Annotated in this window: 14 protein-coding genes; 9 read left to right on the top strand and 5 right to left on the bottom strand. The window is 42.9% G+C overall.

Annotation, left to right across the window (positions count from 1 at the left end):
* Positions 1-67: 67 nt before the first annotated feature.
* From VF500_RS28575 to VF500_RS28560, 4 genes are all read left to right on the top strand, one after another.
* On the top strand, positions 68-574 hold the full coding sequence (locus tag VF500_RS28575) for a hypothetical protein (RefSeq protein WP_330862917.1): 507 nt from the start codon (positions 68-70) through the stop codon (positions 572-574).
* Between the two features lie 253 nt (positions 575-827).
* On the top strand, positions 828-1703 hold the full coding sequence (locus tag VF500_RS28570) for a flagellar motor protein MotB (protein ID WP_330862916.1): 876 nt from the start codon (positions 828-830) through the stop codon (positions 1701-1703).
* A 379-nt stretch (positions 1704-2082) separates the two neighbouring features.
* On the top strand, positions 2083-2661 hold the full coding sequence (locus VF500_RS28565) for a hypothetical protein (RefSeq protein ID WP_330862915.1): 579 nt from the start codon (positions 2083-2085) through the stop codon (positions 2659-2661).
* A gap of 143 nt (positions 2662-2804) precedes the next feature.
* Positions 2805-3461, top strand: coding sequence for a metal-dependent transcriptional regulator (locus VF500_RS28560; RefSeq protein WP_330862914.1), 657 nt, complete (start codon positions 2805-2807; stop codon positions 3459-3461).
* 83 nt (positions 3462-3544) lie between these two features.
* On the opposite strand, the gene VF500_RS28555 is transcribed toward VF500_RS28560, so the two are convergent.
* Positions 3545-4045 (bottom strand): hypothetical protein, encoded by a 501-nt coding sequence (locus tag VF500_RS28555; protein WP_330862913.1) that lies wholly within the window; start codon positions 4043-4045, stop codon positions 3545-3547.
* A gap of 288 nt (positions 4046-4333) precedes the next feature.
* Here VF500_RS28555 and VF500_RS28550 point away from each other — a divergent pair, with 288 nt between their 5' ends.
* From VF500_RS28550 to VF500_RS28535, 4 genes are all read left to right on the top strand, one after another.
* Positions 4334-4723, top strand: a complete 390-nt coding sequence (locus tag VF500_RS28550) for an HYC_CC_PP family protein (protein WP_330862912.1) — start codon at positions 4334-4336, stop codon at positions 4721-4723.
* 68 nt (positions 4724-4791) lie between these two features.
* Complete coding sequence (locus tag VF500_RS28545; RefSeq protein ID WP_330862911.1) at positions 4792-5292, top strand: heavy metal-associated domain-containing protein; 501 nt, start codon at positions 4792-4794, stop codon at positions 5290-5292.
* Positions 5293-5317: 25 nt separating this feature from the next.
* Positions 5318-6118 (top strand): hypothetical protein, encoded by an 801-nt coding sequence (locus VF500_RS28540; RefSeq protein ID WP_330862910.1) that lies wholly within the window; start codon positions 5318-5320, stop codon positions 6116-6118.
* Between the two features lie 10 nt (positions 6119-6128).
* Entirely contained in the window at positions 6129-7523 is a 1395-nt protein-coding gene (locus tag VF500_RS28535) for a hypothetical protein (protein WP_330862909.1), read from the top strand.
* 218 nt (positions 7524-7741) lie between these two features.
* On the opposite strand, the gene VF500_RS28530 is transcribed toward VF500_RS28535, so the two are convergent.
* On the bottom strand, positions 7742-8659 hold the full coding sequence (locus VF500_RS28530) for a hypothetical protein (RefSeq protein WP_330862908.1): 918 nt from the start codon (positions 8657-8659) through the stop codon (positions 7742-7744).
* A gap of 335 nt (positions 8660-8994) precedes the next feature.
* On the opposite strand from VF500_RS28530, the gene VF500_RS28525 reads away from it, so the two are divergent.
* Positions 8995-10557 (top strand): glycoside hydrolase family 10 protein, encoded by a 1563-nt coding sequence (locus VF500_RS28525; protein WP_330862907.1) that lies wholly within the window; start codon positions 8995-8997, stop codon positions 10555-10557.
* 91 nt (positions 10558-10648) lie between these two features.
* On the opposite strand, the gene abc-f is transcribed toward VF500_RS28525, so the two are convergent.
* The 3 genes from abc-f to VF500_RS28510 form a co-directional block, all read right to left on the bottom strand.
* On the bottom strand, positions 10649-12238 hold the full coding sequence (gene abc-f, locus VF500_RS28520; protein WP_330862906.1) for a ribosomal protection-like ABC-F family protein: 1590 nt from the start codon (positions 12236-12238) through the stop codon (positions 10649-10651).
* A 366-nt stretch (positions 12239-12604) separates the two neighbouring features.
* A complete protein-coding gene (locus VF500_RS28515; protein WP_330862905.1) occupies positions 12605-13219 on the bottom strand; it encodes a DUF1349 domain-containing protein in 615 nt (204 codons plus the stop codon).
* 82 nt (positions 13220-13301) lie between these two features.
* Positions 13302-15644 (bottom strand): beta-L-arabinofuranosidase domain-containing protein, encoded by a 2343-nt coding sequence (locus VF500_RS28510; RefSeq protein ID WP_330862904.1) that lies wholly within the window; start codon positions 15642-15644, stop codon positions 13302-13304.
* Positions 15645-16017: the final 373 nt, after the last annotated feature.

Here is a 16017-nt window from a genome sequence, read left to right as displayed (position 1 = left end):
AACATGTAACGGGTTAAACTTTTAGGCGCTGTTATTGTCATACCTACAAACAAAACAATAACACAACATGAAAAAGATAATTTTAACAGCTGCCATTTTATTAAGCAGCTTAACTGTAAAAATAGCCAGCGCCCAAATAAGCTTAAATATTAATATTGGCAGCCAGCCGGAATGGGGCCCTGTAGGTTACGACCATGCAGACTATTACTACCTACCCGATATTGATTCTTATTACGATATCAACGCTCATCAGTATGTTTATTTTGATAACAATGTCTGGGTACACGGAGGTGTTTTGCCGCCACGCTTTGGCAACTACGATGTTTACCGCAGTTATAAGGTTGTTGTTAATGAGCGTAACCCATGGGTTAGGAACGATGTTTACAAACGTAAATATGCTTCATACCGCGGCCGTCATGACCAGGTGGTAATTCGCGATAGTCACGACGAAAAATACCGTAACCATTATGTTGAACGCAAAACTGTACGCAGGGTTGATGTAAAATATAAATCAAACGGTAATAAACGCGGTCATGATGATCATGACAAACATGGTAACGGCCACCGCGATTAAGATTTTGTATTGTTATAATTTTGATTGTTTTTATGAAGGACTGTCCCCCAAAAAGGACGGTCCTTTTTTCTATAAATCCCTGCAGTATCTTCCTTAAAGGGCATAGCCTGCCTTCGGCACAAAAGTTGCCGCTTTATGTCACATTCAGGTTAACTTTTATAGTTTGTTTACTTAGGTTTAGCTATAAACAAACATTATATTCGTTACTTAGTTAACCGATTTATTGTTTAATTATTTAAATCAATTTTATACTATGAAATACCGAATATCCATTTTGGCACTGCTTGTAATAGCAGTATTAGGCCAAAGCTGTGTAAGCAGCAAAAAGTACAAAGAGCTGGATGCTAATTACACTCAATTGCAAAACAGCACCCGCGATTTGAGCGTGAAATATCAAACCAGCGAGCAGGCCCTTGCAGTAGCTAACAGCCGCAACAAAAGCCTTGAAGAGCAAATAGCGCAGCAGAAAAATAACGTACTTGCTTTGCAGGATGCTTTAAACAAATGTTTAAATTCAAGCAGCCAGGGAAATGTTAACATCTCTAAACTGGTTGATGAGATCAACAGTTCAAACCGTTACATTCAGCAGTTAGTTAACGCCAAAAACAAAAGTGATTCGCTTAATATGGTGTTAACCAATAACCTAACCCGCTCATTAAGTGCACAGGAAACACAGGATGTTGATGTGAAGGTATTGAAAGGCGTGGTTTATATTTCACTATCTGACAACATGCTGTACAAATCGGGCAGCTATGAAGTATCAGACAAAGCAGGCGCTACTTTAAGTAAGATAGCCAAGATCATTACTGATTACAGCACTTACGATGTGTTGATTGAAGGTAATACAGATAATGTGCCTATCTCGCAGAAAAACATCCGTAACAACTGGGACCTGAGCGCTTTACGTGCATCATCAGTTGTACAGGCCTTGCAAACCACTTACCAGGTTGATCCTAAGCGCTTAACTGCAGGCGGCCGTGGCGAGTACAATCCTATTGCGGACAACTCTACCCCAACCGGTAAAGCACAAAACAGGCGTACACAGATCATCATTACTCCAAAATTGGATCAATTTATGGACCTGATAGGCAAAGCACCAGCTGATCAGCCTGCTCCGGCAAAACAATAATTTTAGTTTAGCTACCATTATATACAAAGCCACCTCAATAGGGTGGCTTTTTTCGTGTGCAGCTATTTCTGTATATTTTTATATACAATGTGCATGGGCCAGGCCTAATGGTCCGTTGTTATCCAAAAGTTTTATCTATCTACATCATCATCATTTAATCCCAATAAAATACAGCTTTTTTAATTCGGAATATCGCTCATTTAATTAAGACGGAAAATCACTAACAATTACGCTGTTACAAGTAATTAATAACACTTCGTTACACTAAGGTTACGGTGGCAATGGCATTTATTTTGAATAAATAGGACAACAGGTATTGAGACAAGTTAAACCATGGGCTTTAACCATAGTCATACCTATATAACTTATTACACACTTTATGAAAAAGATCATTTTATCGGCAGTTATTTTATTAAGCTGCTTCAGTGCAAAAATAGCTTCGGCACAGGTTAGTATTGGCTTGGGTATTAATATAGGCAGCCAGCCCGATTGGGGACCTGTAGGATATGATTATGCAAACTATTACTACATGCCTGATATTGATACTTATTATGATGTACCAACCCACAATTACGTTTATTTTGAAAACAACGTATGGGTACACCGCAGGTATTTGCCAGTAAGGTATCGCAATTACAACGTTTACAATGGGTACAAGGTTGTTGTTAATGACCGTAACCCATGGTTTCGCAATGCTTATTACAGGAACCATTATGCCGGCTACCGCGGGCGTCATGATCAGGTGATCATCCGTAACAGCCGTGATGTAAGATATGCCAACCATTGGCGTGGGGACAATCGTGGCTGGCATGGCGGCAACCCAAACAGAGGCGGATGGCATGGTGGTGGCGAGCACGGTAATGGTGGCTGGCATGGCGGTGGTGATCATGGACACGGCGGCGATCACGGACACGGTGACGGCGATCATGGCCATGGCGGTGGTCACGGACACCACTAATAAACATATATCGTATAAGGTAAACAGGCTTCCCCAAAGGAGGCCTGTTTGCGTTAAGGTTATTCGCAACTAATTAGTAACGTTCAACATTTAATAAGCGCCGTGCTTTTGCTTATGTTTGTATTTTATCAAATTCATCACTGATGTATACGCTTTCGGAAGAAAACTATTTAAAAGCTATTTATCGCCTTGCATCACAGGGGAAAGATTTTAAAATAACACCTACCGCTATCGCCGAATCACTTAATAATAACCCGGCCTCGGTAGTAGATATGATCCGTAAGCTTACCGAAAAACTATTGATTGAATACGATAAAAAAAATGGCGTGAGGTTAACCCAGCAAGGGGCAAAGGATGCAACATTAATTGTACGCCGTCATCGCCTTTGGGAAGTTTTTTTGCTGGAGAAATTAGGCTATCACTGGGATGAGATCCACGACATAGCCGAAGAACTGGAGCATATTAACGATGCCACCCTTGCCGACAGGCTGGATAAATTCCTGGGCTTCCCGGAATACGACCCTCATGGCGACCCTATCCCCAAGGCAAACGGCAAAGTACCCAAACCCTATTCGGTGAGCCTGTCAGAACTTAAACCAGGCTCTCAAAGCCAGGTTGCGGCTGTTCGCGACACCAGCAGTTCCTTTCTCCAATATCTGCAAAAACTGAGCATCGGCATCGGCACAAAAATTCAGCTGATTGAAAAGATCCCCTACGATAATTCGCTGGTGATAAAGATAGAAGACCGCGAAGACACCACGGTTTCCCAAAAGTTTGGCGAGAATATTTTGGTGGACTAATTTTGAGGTAAAAGGCAAAAGGTTGCCTCATCGATAATACAAAGTAAACCTTTCACCTTTATCCTTTCGCATTTAACCTCTTCTTACGGTTTCCCCGTTATCCGTGATGATTCGGCCAATTCACCGTCAACATCCACATCAAAATAGAGGCGGTAAATTTCCCACTCGTTTTTGGGCTTGTAAAACATAAAGGTGATACGGGCAGGCTGAGCTTCATGTTTAACTAAATAGCTGTATAATACCAGGCTGTTTGAAGCCTTATGCTGCATGATGAGGTCTTTGCCAAGGTATTTACCAATGATGCTTCGCATGGAGTCTATCTTAACAATAAGCCCCGTAAGCCGGGTTGAATCCATTAGCTTATTGGTTTTAAAAATATCAATTACTGCACGGGCAGTGCTTTGCTTATCATATTCTTTAAAAAACTTATCAATATGTGTTTGCACCCCGGTTACCGGAGCCGCTGCCGCTGTAGTTGTCGAGGCTGCTGCCTGGGTTTGCGCCGAAGCAACGTTGCCGATGAATACCAGGGCTGATATTATAAAAAATAATGGCTTAAATGCTTTAAAGTAGGTATACCGCATGTTCAAAAAAGTTAATTTTTAAAAGTAGGTATTTTTTATAAATCCCCCAATATTGTACTTTCAAGATATTTAAAATATGAGATTGTGGTGGTATGTATTGTAAATCATTCAAGCTACTGGTAACCTCATACTACCCGCTAAGAATAACAAAATAAAGAGGCTGACATTTTCATATAGGGACTTAATAGATATGTCAAAATCACTATTTGCACATTTGTGGAACGCCAGACTGATCCAAACCGATAAAAACATTTTGTAATCAACAAGTTAATCACCTATTTTTGTAATATGGTAAAAAGATCAGGAGCGATATTACTGACTATGCTGTACACTGTTACAGTATTGGGCTTTGCTCTTAATTTCCATATTTGCGGCGACTACGTAGCATCTGTAAAAATTGATGCCCCTGCTGTTAACTGCAAAATGGACCAGCAAGGCGGCAAAATGAAATGCTGCAAGGATAAAAAGGTTGAAGTAAAGGTAAAAGACGCACACCAGGGCGAATCAACTTCATTTTTAACAAAGATATTTGGTTTTGAATTGCCAAGCTGGTCGTTCGATAGCCTTTTCCCTGCTTTGCCATCTTCTTCTGCAGATAAATTTTATGACCGTGGCCCGCCCGATCCGCCTGTTCAGGACATCGCCTCATTTATCCGCAACTGTATCTTCCGCATTTGATCTGTTAATTGTTAACCCAGTAAACCTTATCAACAGTTTATTATCTAACAATTATTAAAACGATCAACATGAAATCTTTAAAAATATTTATCATTATATTTTCGCTTTCTGTAACCGCAGCTAAAGCTCAATTCACCAAAGCCGAACTTCAGGTTAGCGGCCTTACCTGCGCCCTTTGCGCTAAATCAACAGAAAAAGCCTTACGTGCGCTACCTTTTGTTGGCGATATCAAAACCGACCTGATCCGTAATACCTATCTCATTACCTTTAAAAATGATGTGCCTGTAAATTTTGAGCAGATCAGCAAAAAGGTTCAGGGTTCGGGCTTTTCAGTTAACAGTTTAAAAGCAACTTTCAACTTTGCCAATACAAAGGTTGCGGAGAATACTTTTAATTATGGGGGCGATACCTACCGCCTGCTTAACGCTGCCGACAAGTCATTGACCGGCGATGTTAACTTTATAGTGGTTGATAATGGCTTTGCCCCAAAATCGGTATCAAAAAAATACCTTAACCAGGTTACCGACACCGCCCCTGCCAGCGGTCGCGTTTATCATTTAGCTATATAAGGCTCTTCATTTAACACTATTTTTTATGAAGAGGATAATATTGGCCTTTTGCCTTATGGCAATGGCTTGCCCCGTGTTAGCGCAGGAACTGTATGTAAATACCGAGCCTGCCAGCAATATGGCAACAGGATCATTGGGTATCCGTGTTGAAAACCAGGGATACTTTACACCAACGTACAAAAACCGCAGTACCATTGAGGCCATGTATGGCGTTAGCCGACACCTGATGGTGCATGGTTCGGCTTATATGTCCGACTATTACAGCAGCAATCAACATTTTGAAGGCGGCAGTGTATATGCCAAATACCGGTTTCTATCTATCGATACCGTTCAGCGGCATTTCAGGGGCGCTTTTTTTGCCAAGCTATCAAGCATCAACAACCCTATAGTCAATCGGGAAATCACTTTAGAAGGTGATAACAGCGGCGCGCAGGGTGGCGTGATTTTCACACAATTGCTGCATAAACTGGCGCTTTCAGGCTCCGTAAGTTATTTACGGGCTTTTAATAACAGCGGAGGCTATGAGGTTCCGGCAGACCGAGTACGTAATGCTGTCGCTTATACGCTATCGGGCGGATATTTGCTGCTACCCCGAAATTATCGGGATTACAAGCAGGTAAACTTAAACCTGTATTGTGAGTTGTTGGGCAAAACCAATCCCGGGCACGGGGAAAGTTATTTGGATGTTGCCCCTGCTCTACAGCTCATCTTTAACAGTACCTGCCGGCTTGATTTCTCCTACCGTACGCCTATCTACAGTGATATGCAGCGGAACAGCAAAAACATGTACCTCATCAGACTGGAGTACAACTTTTTTAATCTTTAATCCTACTACTATGAAAGCATATATTTTGCTTACCGCCATGTTTTTTGCTGCTTTGAGCTCATTCGCCCAGCATCAGCATAATATGGATATGACCGATACTACAAAAAAGAACCTGCGCATGAACAGTACCAAGCCTATGGTTATGGACGGTATGAACATGGGCAACATGAAAATGGATACGCCCATGCATCATCACATGATGATGAGCAGCCAGTTCTCTCGCGACCTGCCTATGAACCGCGACGGTTCCGGTACCTCATGGGTGCCGGACGAAACGCCGATGTATGCCTACATGATCCACGGTAAAAAGTGGATGAGCATGGTGCATGGTAGTTTCTTTGCGCGTTATAATAACCAGGATCTTTTTAACTCCGGCAAACGCGGAGGCAACAATAGGATCGATGTACCCAACTGGCTCATGTTCATGACCCAGCGAAAGGTTGGCAATAATGGTCTGTTTTCTATCAACACCATGTTTTCTCTTGATCCTCTTTTGGTTGGTAATGGCGGCTATCCCCTCCTGTACCAAACCGGCGAATCATATAAAGGACAAAAGCTTGTTGATAAACAACACCCGCATGATCTTTTTTCCGAACTGAGCGTGGCTTATACTCAGCGTGTAGCTAAAGATGCCGACATCTCCCTGTCATTCGGCTATCCGGGCGAACCGGCTTTAGGGCCACCGGCATTTATGCACCGGCTATCGGCCATCAATGACCCGGATGCGCCGCTTGGGCATCATTACCAGGATGCTACACACATTACCTTCGGCGTGGCTACATTAGGTTTCCGCATTAAAAATGTAAAACTGGAGGGATCGGTATTTACAGGGCGTGAGCCGGATGAGCACCGTTATGATTTTGATAAGATGAGGTTTGATTCGTATTCGGCCCGGTTATCCTACAATCCATCCAAAGAGTGGGCGTTGCAGGTATCTGACGGCTGGATCCACAGCCCGGAAGAAGCTGAACCGACACAAAATGTGAACAGGTTTACGGCTTCGGCTATCCACACCAAAATGTTAGGTGAAAACAGCTATGTGGCAACCACATTGGTTTATGGGCAAAATCATTATTCAGATAGTCACAAAACCCAGCCATCTGTATTGTTGGAGAACACTTTCCAGGTCAACAAAACAGCCATTTATGGCAGATACGAATTTGTGCAGAAAGATGCCGAAGATCTGGACATGCATGATGCCTATCCGCTTAACCCCAACTTTAATATCAATGCTTTAACGCTGGGTGTTAACCACATTTTGAGCAGCTTTAAAAACACCAATGTAACTGGCGGTGTACAGGCTACGCTCAACGTTTCGCCATCGGCGTTAAAACCGCTTTACGGCAGTACCCCGGTTGGGTTTGAGGTTTATTTGAGGATAAGCCCGGCGTTGATGAAAATGTAAATTCCATTATGTCATTGCGAGCGCAGCGTGGCAATCGCATGCTATACAGGGTGGCCATGCTTCCGTGCGATTGCCACGCTGCGCTCGCAATGACATGATTTTAAAGCGCTTTGCGAAACAACATAATCAAATACAAAGAAGCCCGGTTTGCTACAGCAAACCGGGCTTCTTTTCTATTCGTGAAATTCGATTTAATTCGAAAAAATTGGTGCTTATAATTATTTAAGCGTTACACCTGTTTTACCCATGGTACCGCCATCAGCATACAGCATAATAGTATAAGTACCTTTCTGGAATGGCAGGGTTGGGTTGATCCAGTCGATGGTGTATTGAGAGCCATCGTCTTTAAAATCAATTGATGTTTTGTAGGTGTATTGCAGATCCTGTCCATCGGCGCTGAAAGTGCCCGAATCAGGTGCAGTGATCAGGTTACCGGTTGGATCAATCACACGTACATAAATATCATGCAACGCTTTTGTAGCCAAAGTATTGCTTGCTACAGTGAAGTTGATCTTCAGTTTTTTAGCTGGGTTTGCACGGGTAACATCAACTTCTTTACCACTTCCCTTGATCTTGTAGGCTACCACATCTGATGTTGCCAGCTTGAGCGCCTGGGCCACTTTTACCTTGGCCCCAAGATCTTCGTTTTGTTTGGAGAGCGTATCCACCTTCTTGGCAACCGTCGCCAGGTTAGTTTTTAAAGTATCTCTCTCATTGGTAAGGTTGGTGTTTTGTTTCTTCAACTCATCAATGTCGGCGGTGTACTTGGTTACAAAGTAGCGGAGTTGTTTTACATCCTCCTGTACTTTGGCAAGTTCTTGTGCAGTAAGCTTACCTTTAGCCAGTTTGGCCCTTAAAACTTTGATGGTTGACTTTAACGAGTCGTTTTTTGCGGTTAGCGCGGCGGTCATTTTGGTTTTACCGGCAGTGACCTGTTCAACCTGCGATTCAAGACTGTCAAGTTCGGTTTGCAGCCTTGTTTGCTCATCATGCTGATAAACTATTTTTTTATCGGAGTTGTTTTTTTGCAGGTACAGGTACACATCGGTACCCAATAAAGCAAGTACTACTACAATAAGAAAATAGATAACGTTTGAGTTTTTCTTAGGTTGTTGTTGCCCAGATTGGTTTTCCATAGCAATTAAATGTTAAGTTTTAGCATAGTTAAGCAGTGGTATAACAAAAGCTTAGCTATAGTGTTTAATTTTTAGCGAAATATCAACTGTTATTGACGTAAAGCGCTTTCCTGCAAGCATATACAGGTGTGTTTATTTTTAGTGGTTAACATATTGAACGTTAAAACACTAAAAATATGATTTTAAAAAATTTATTACATCAATTGTGTTAGGCGTGGGGCTAAAATAAATACAAAATGTTTAAAACACAATAAGGCTTCAATTTTTATACTTCATAATAAACCTGCAACGTTATGAGTTTATATCTTTGCAGCTTTCTAATTTAATTCTATTTAATGCATATATACCAACGGTTCATACTCCTGACCATAATCCTGTTTACAAGTTTAACAGTTAATGCGCAGCCGGCCGAGCTTGTACCGGCCCCAGTTGATGTGAAAATGCAGCCCAAGCGCGAATTCAGGGGAGTATGGATAGCTACCGTGGTTAACATCGACTGGCCAACTAATTCCAAATCACCGTCCGAAAAGCAGAAACAGGAACTTATCGATATCTTAAACTCGCACCAGGAAACCGGGATCAACGCCGTTATGCTGCAGGTAAGGCCCGCTGCCGATGCGTTTTATGCCAAAAGCCGCGAGCCCTGGTCAAAATATTTAACTGGTAAACAAGGCCAGGCACCAAGCCCTAATTATGATCCGCTTGAGTTTGCTATTACGGAAGCGCATAAGCGTGGAATGGAGCTTCATGCCTGGTTTAACCCCTACCGGGCAACCTTTGATGGCAACTTTGCAGCGCTTAGTCCGCAGCATATCACTAAAATAAAGCCCGAATGGTTTTTTACTTATGGCGGGATAAAAACATTTAACCCCGGCCTGCCCGAAGTACGCGATTACATTGTACAGGTGATACTGGATGTGGTGGATAACTACGACATAGACGGTGTACATATGGACGATTATTTTTACCCGTACCCCATCGCAGGGCAAAAAATAAACGATGATGCAACATTTAAGCAGTATGGCGAGGGCTATGATAACGTTAAAGACTGGCGCCGCCACAATGTCGATCTGCTGATAAAAATGATTGCCGATAGCGTTCATGCGCATGATCCTAATATTAAATTCGGCATCAGTCCGTTCGGCATTTGGGCCAATAAAGCTCAAAATGAAGATGGTTCCGAAACCAACGGCGGTTCGTCATACTATGAAAACTATGCCGACACCCGCAAATGGGTAAAAGAAGGCTGGATAGATTATATCAACCCACAGCTTTACTGGCAGATAGGCAACCGCGCCGCCGATTTTCAAAAGCTGTTAAGCTGGTGGAGCGATAACACTTATGGCCGGCACCTTTATATAGGGCAAGCCGCCTACCGTATCAATGAGCGCAAGGTGCAGGCTTTCAGAAACCCGGGCCAGTTACCGCAACAAATTGAACTTATCCGTGACAACCCGAGGGTACAGGGCAGTGTTTACTTCAGCTCAAATTCGCTTACCAACAACCCGCTTGGCTTTACCGACTCATTACGTGACAATTATTACCAATACCCGGCCCTGCCGCCGGTAATGTTATGGCGCGACTCGATACCGCCTAATGCCCCACAACAGGTTACCGCCAAAGCAACAGGTAAAAGTGTAGCAGTGCGATGGCTTACCCCAACGCTGGCCAAAGATGAGGAGCCTGTTTACGGCTATGTGATCTACCGCTTTAATGATGGTGAAAAAATAGATATTGACAACCCGAAGAATATCCTGAAGATCAAGTATGATGCAGCATTGGGATACGATGATAATACTGTTATTAGAGGTAAAACTTATTTCTACGTGGTCACGGCATTGGATAGGATGAAGAATGAGAGTGATCGATCACCTACGATAGCGGTCACGGTGCCGTAGAAGATTTTTCAAATTTCGAGGTAAGTTCCCCTATCATGAATCAAATAAACAACAATGGCAGCCGATAGCTGCCATTGTTGTTTTACCCCACCTACCCCACCCAAATCTCCTGCTCCACATTTACCTGCTTTAAAAAATACTCGTCGTGCGACACCACGATGAGTGTACCACGATACTCATTGATGGCAACCGTTAATATCCCGATGTTTTGAATATCCAGGTTATTAGTAGGTTCATCCAGGATGATCATATCGGGAGCCTGGTTGCTGATAGTTAACGAGCAAAGCATTAACCGCATTTTTTCACCGCCGCTAAGGGCCACGCAGGGTTTATCCCAATCCTCACGGGTAAACAAAAACCTGTTGAGGCGGATTTTAATATCATGCTCCTGCAGTGCTCCTGAATTAAATTCTTCGGCTTGCTCATAAACGCTTAGCTTGTTATTGATCAGCGAATAATCCTGATCGATATATATGGCTTTGACCACAGCTCGGTTAATTATCCCGGATTGTGGCTCCAACTTACCCAGCAGCATTTTTATCAGCGTTGTTTTGCCTGAGCCATTTGCCCCCCTGATCACTAATCTTTCGCCACTGGTGATTTGAAAGCAGAGCGAGGGATTCCAAAGCGGCTGCTCTCCATATCCAAAGTTGAGATCCTTAGCAAGGATCAACACTTTTCCTTTATGAAGCGACGAATTATCAAAATCCATCTTCATTTTATCGATGTCAGATAAGCGTGTACGTAGCTGGCTCAACTCCTGTGCAATTGCCCCGGTTTTTTCGGCGTGCACACCCTGCATTTTTGATGTGCTTTTTTCGGCGCTGTTTTTCAGGGTTTTCATCATAATGGTCGGCACGCCCGCTTTTTCCTGCTTCTTTTTACCACGGGCATCCAGTTTTTGCTGCCGCTCTATGGATTCCCGTTCGGTCTCTTTAGCCTTGCGGAGCGCTTTCTCCTTGCTTTTTACATCCAGGTTCAGGGCCTCGCTTTCAATATCCTTTTGTTCGGCATAAAAATCATAGTTGCCGCCATATGTGGTTATGCCGCGCTTGCTTAGTTCGCAAACGGTGTTGAGCAGGTTAAGCAAAATACGATCGTGACTAACCACTAATAAGGTGTTATTTGTTGATTGGATATAATTATAAAGCAGTTCCCTGCCTGCCGTATCCAAATGGTTACTCGGCTCATCCAACAAAACTATTTCGGGGCGATGAATAGCGATACCTGCCAAAAATACTTTTGTTTTTTGCCCGCCGCTAAGCGACCCCATTTTTTGCGCCAGGTCAAGATCCGTAAGCTGCCAATGGGTAAAAGCCTCCTGGCAGCGTTCTTCAATGGCCCAATCGTCATTCAGTATGGTCATGTTCTCGTCGGTTACATTACCGTCGAGAATTTGCTGCAGGGCGTTTAACTTGTCCGCTATTTGCAGGGCTTCAGCAACGGTAAGTTCATTGTATTGGCCGAAGATCTGCGGCACATAATATGGCCGCGAATCAGTTTTTACTACGCCACTGACCGGCTTTAAATTTCCGGCCAATATTTTAAGCAGGGTTGATTTTCCGGTGCCGTTGTTGCCTATCAGGGCTATTTTATCATGTTTGTTAACTACGAGATCAATACCGGCAAATAAAAGATCACGGTTGGAGTGTATATAGGTAATATCGTGAAGAATAAGCATAATTTCTTTCTTAAAAAGGTGAATAAATGCAGCGAGCGTTAGATTAACGGCACTGGTTATTTGTCCTGAAAGAAATTTTTATCACATAAAGAGAGGGGTTGGTTACCGGGGCAAAGGTAGTAAAAAGGATTGAAAAGTGCTATTGCACCAGTTGTAATCAGCGAAATCCAAGTTTAAATTCAATCTGCCTGACCAAATCTAATACAGAAAATTTCCACACGAATGCTTTTCAAACCTCCCACAATTAATCTAATTACACGAATTTTGAATTGGGATTATTTAAAATTCGTGTAATTAGACTAATACGTAAAAATTCGCGTGAAAATTTCTTATTTATCGTTCAAGCGGATAATCCTACTGGAAAGATCATTTGGCTATCTTTTGCACTTTAAAATCTTCAAACTGAACATCAAAGCTTTGTTTGCCTGGGGCTGCTGCAACCATACCTATCATCGCTTTTACATTGGGCGGAAAATATGCCAGGCGGAGCATATCATATTTTTCGCCATCGAACGAATATTTGATCTCCACAAAATCACCTTTGCGTAGCAATTTCAGCCAAACAGATTTGGGACTGTCATGCCTTGGTACTACCGACCAGTCCGAAACTTCGCGGGTCACCACGGCACTTACATTTTGTACGCCGTCAACATATTCAATCCCGGTTTTTATCCAGTTTTTATTATCTATCCTTACCATTAAGCCGGCCTGGTGAAACAATTCTTTATAGGCACCCGTAATTTTTACGCTTGCTTCAAAATCGCCTTCCTGTTCGGTGAAGTAAAAAGGGCCATTGTCCCTGATAAAACCGTAATGCGTTACCCGCCAGTAATCTGTTGCCGGGTCGACAGTCATGTGCAGCGTGCTGCCTTCAATTGATGATTTTTGAGGTTTACTGTACCACTGCATATTGCTTAAGTTTTGTGCGAAACCAAATTTGCTGAGCAGGGCAAATAAGGTTAAAAAGGTTAGTTTCTTCATGCGGTAAATTTATGATAATAGAACATGAAGCTCGCTTTTAAAAAGTTTTCTTTATGCCGACTATCATAATTATTCATCAACCTTATTTCATTTTTAGCAGCCGGCACCCAAATAGCCCGCCTGCTGTTTTGCCGGGTAAGGCCTGGAACTTTACAACAATACTTTGCTTCCCTGCAAGCAATGCAGGTGGTATAACATAGTTTATCGAATAAAAATCTGGGGATGCTTTTTTAACCAACTTTTCTGTGGCGATCTTTTGCCCGTCTACCAGGATCTCAAACTCCCTCCCTTCGCCATCTGCACCAAAATACTTGCATTGCAGTTGGGCTGTTGCAGCCCCCTTTGTATCCAACTGGAAAGAAAACCAGCCACCATCGGTAGCGTCGCGCCAGCGGGCTCCCTCAACCTCCCCGGTGTGGGTATTCTCGCCTTTAAAGTTATGATCGCGTTCGGGCTGCATTTCACCTATGCGCATTTGATCGAGCGTATTGGCAGCCAATTCATCTTCGGCCTTGCGTTCAGCGTCAAACTGTTGTTGTTTTAATTTCCACTCTTCATTGTTAAAAAAATCCCAGTAAACTGCCTGCTTCTGATCGTATATTTTGTACAATGGTTCAAGCATTACCTGTTTGCCCAGGTTGCTGGCATAAAATGTGGTTGGCTTATCGGCAACCGGCTTAATCCATTGGGTTAAATCAGGATTTGAAGCTACAAACACGGGGATATCCCGCTTTTTAATGTCTCCTCTACCTAATTCGCCTGCCAATACCAACGGACCGTACAAGAAAGCTTTTACGTTCTTATTATCAGGCATACTTTCGGTATACAGGCTCATAGCGTAGCTCAGTTTAACTTTATCGCCCTTTCGCCAAATGCGGTTGAGGGTAATATAGCTCCCCGGTTTAGCTGTTACAGCAACGGCTTTCCCATTTACGGTTAGTTGTACGCCGTTAACTGCCCATTTAGGATAGCGAATATGTAGTGGCATTTGCCGGTTTCGGGCCGATTGCGTAAGGGTAAAATTTATAACACCGCTTTCGGGGTAACTGGTCTCCATTGTCCATTGCATTCCCTTCTCTTTCCAATTTAAGGTAGACGGAATAAACAGGTTAAGGTACAAGCCGCCCTTGCTGTCTTTATCGTAAATATCCATGCCATACTTACTATGATTTTCCATGCCGGTACCGGTGCAGCACCAAAAAGAATCGTTGGGGGTACCAAACTGCTTTTGCGTACCTGGGGCCAGCGTTAAATAATATAGCACCATACCATTTTCAGGATTTTGCGATGCCAGGATATGGTTATAAAGTACGCGTTCGTAATAATCCATGTAAGCAACCTGCGGATCAAGGCCAAACAGGTACCCGGTAAGCTTCAGCATATTGTAACTATTACAGGTTTCCGTAGTAGTAGAACTTAAATGGGTTGATAAATGGTCGGGCTTATCGCTGAAGCGTTCATGATCGCTGTTGCCGCCAATAACGTAACTGTAATGGTTTACGACAGTATTCCAAAAGAAATTAGCGATGTTATGATCGGCCGGGTTGCCGGTAAGTTCGTACTGGCGGGCACAACCAATTATTTTAGGGATCTGGGTATTGGCATGAAGACCGGCAAGATCATCCTGTTGCTGCGCCAGCGGATCAAGGATGCGTTTGTGGTGAAAACGATATGACAGATCAAGATATTTCTTGTTACCAGTAATAGCGTAAACGTTAGCCAATGCTTCATTCATGCCGCCGTGCTCACACTCCAGCATCAATTGAAATTGCGCTTCGGTAAGGTTTTTAAACTTGGCATCTATCCAGTCGCAAAATTTAATCGCCACCTGTTTGGCCTGTTGATTGCCTGTATATAAATAAGTATCAACCAAACCGGCTAATATTTTATGCTCGGTATACCACGGTACCCAGGCTCCATTAAGGTCAAAGCCCGGCGAACGGATATCACCCGCGGCTATCTCGTCAAAAAGTTTATCTTCACCGGGTATAGCACCTATATATCCTGTTTTACGCACCCTCTGGCATTCTGCAAGTTCGGCAATTATGTAATCGGTTTTCTGTTTAAATCTCGTATCGCCGCTGGCTGCGTACATCATGGAGCAAGCCGACAAGTAATGCCCCAACGAATGGCCTGACACCCCTCCTGTTTCCCAACCGCCATAAATTTCGGCTTTGGGTTTTAACCCCGCATTTTCTCTGAAACGGTGTAAAAACCGATCTGGCTGTAAGCTAAGCAGCCATTCGCCGTCCTTTTCCATGGCATGTTTAAACGGGCCATCAAGCAACCTTACATCGCTTAAATTAAACTGGCTTACCTGTTTGGCAACTTTATCTTTCACTACATAACCTGTTTGTGCTATTGCTGTATTTAGGCTGAAGCTATATAATGCTGCTATTACTATCCCCCGGTATATCTTCTTCATTGCTTTATGATTGATCATTTTGTTTAGCATGCTTGCAGATCGACGAAAATTGAAGCTATCGCAGATACAATAAGCAGTGGTTTATAATTGCACTACATAGTTATTGATATTAACCCAAAAAACAAATCAAAATACAATCAAGGATAATATTCACTATTGATTGATTAATTTAGACATATCCAGCCCGTGTTAAATCCGCTTTTTTTGTCATACTGATTTTTGGCATCTGCCATCCTAACCAATTATAACCTAATTTATTCCGATGATCCAGACAGAAAAACAAAAGCTTAGCGATACTATCAATGTAGATGCGGCACTTATAAACGATTTCCGGCAGCAAGGGCACGTGCTCATCAAAAACGTTTTGCAGACC

This window comes from Mucilaginibacter sp. (assembly GCF_036383575.1).
Classification (GTDB): domain Bacteria; phylum Bacteroidota; class Bacteroidia; order Sphingobacteriales; family Sphingobacteriaceae; genus Mucilaginibacter.
The sequence above is the reverse complement of the archived record's forward strand: the minus strand, read 5'-3'. Positions and strand labels throughout refer to the sequence as shown.

Excerpts from the sequence above, each read along its gene's own strand:
- VF500_RS28575 (WP_330862917.1), top strand. The coding sequence starts at position 68 with ATGAAAAAGATAATTTTAACAGCTGCCATTTTATTAAGCAGCTTAACT.
- VF500_RS28570 (WP_330862916.1), top strand. The coding sequence starts at position 828 with ATGAAATACCGAATATCCATTTTGGCACTGCTTGTAATAGCAGTATTA.
- VF500_RS28565 (WP_330862915.1), top strand. The coding sequence starts at position 2,083 with ATGAAAAAGATCATTTTATCGGCAGTTATTTTATTAAGCTGCTTCAGT.
- VF500_RS28560 (WP_330862914.1), top strand. The coding sequence starts at position 2,805 with ATGTATACGCTTTCGGAAGAAAACTATTTAAAAGCTATTTATCGCCTT.
- VF500_RS28555 (WP_330862913.1), bottom strand. The coding sequence starts at position 4,045 with ATGCGGTATACCTACTTTAAAGCATTTAAGCCATTATTTTTTATAATA.
- VF500_RS28550 (WP_330862912.1), top strand. The coding sequence starts at position 4,334 with ATGGTAAAAAGATCAGGAGCGATATTACTGACTATGCTGTACACTGTT.
- VF500_RS28545 (WP_330862911.1), top strand. The coding sequence starts at position 4,792 with ATGAAATCTTTAAAAATATTTATCATTATATTTTCGCTTTCTGTAACC.
- VF500_RS28540 (WP_330862910.1), top strand. The coding sequence starts at position 5,318 with ATGAAGAGGATAATATTGGCCTTTTGCCTTATGGCAATGGCTTGCCCC.
- VF500_RS28535 (WP_330862909.1), top strand. The coding sequence starts at position 6,129 with ATGAAAGCATATATTTTGCTTACCGCCATGTTTTTTGCTGCTTTGAGC.
- VF500_RS28530 (WP_330862908.1), bottom strand. The coding sequence starts at position 8,659 with ATGGAAAACCAATCTGGGCAACAACAACCTAAGAAAAACTCAAACGTT.
- VF500_RS28525 (WP_330862907.1), top strand. The coding sequence starts at position 8,995 with ATGCATATATACCAACGGTTCATACTCCTGACCATAATCCTGTTTACA.
- abc-f (WP_330862906.1), bottom strand. The coding sequence starts at position 12,238 with ATGCTTATTCTTCACGATATTACCTATATACACTCCAACCGTGATCTT.
- VF500_RS28515 (WP_330862905.1), bottom strand. The coding sequence starts at position 13,219 with ATGAAGAAACTAACCTTTTTAACCTTATTTGCCCTGCTCAGCAAATTT.
- VF500_RS28510 (WP_330862904.1), bottom strand. The coding sequence starts at position 15,644 with ATGAAGAAGATATACCGGGGGATAGTAATAGCAGCATTATATAGCTTC.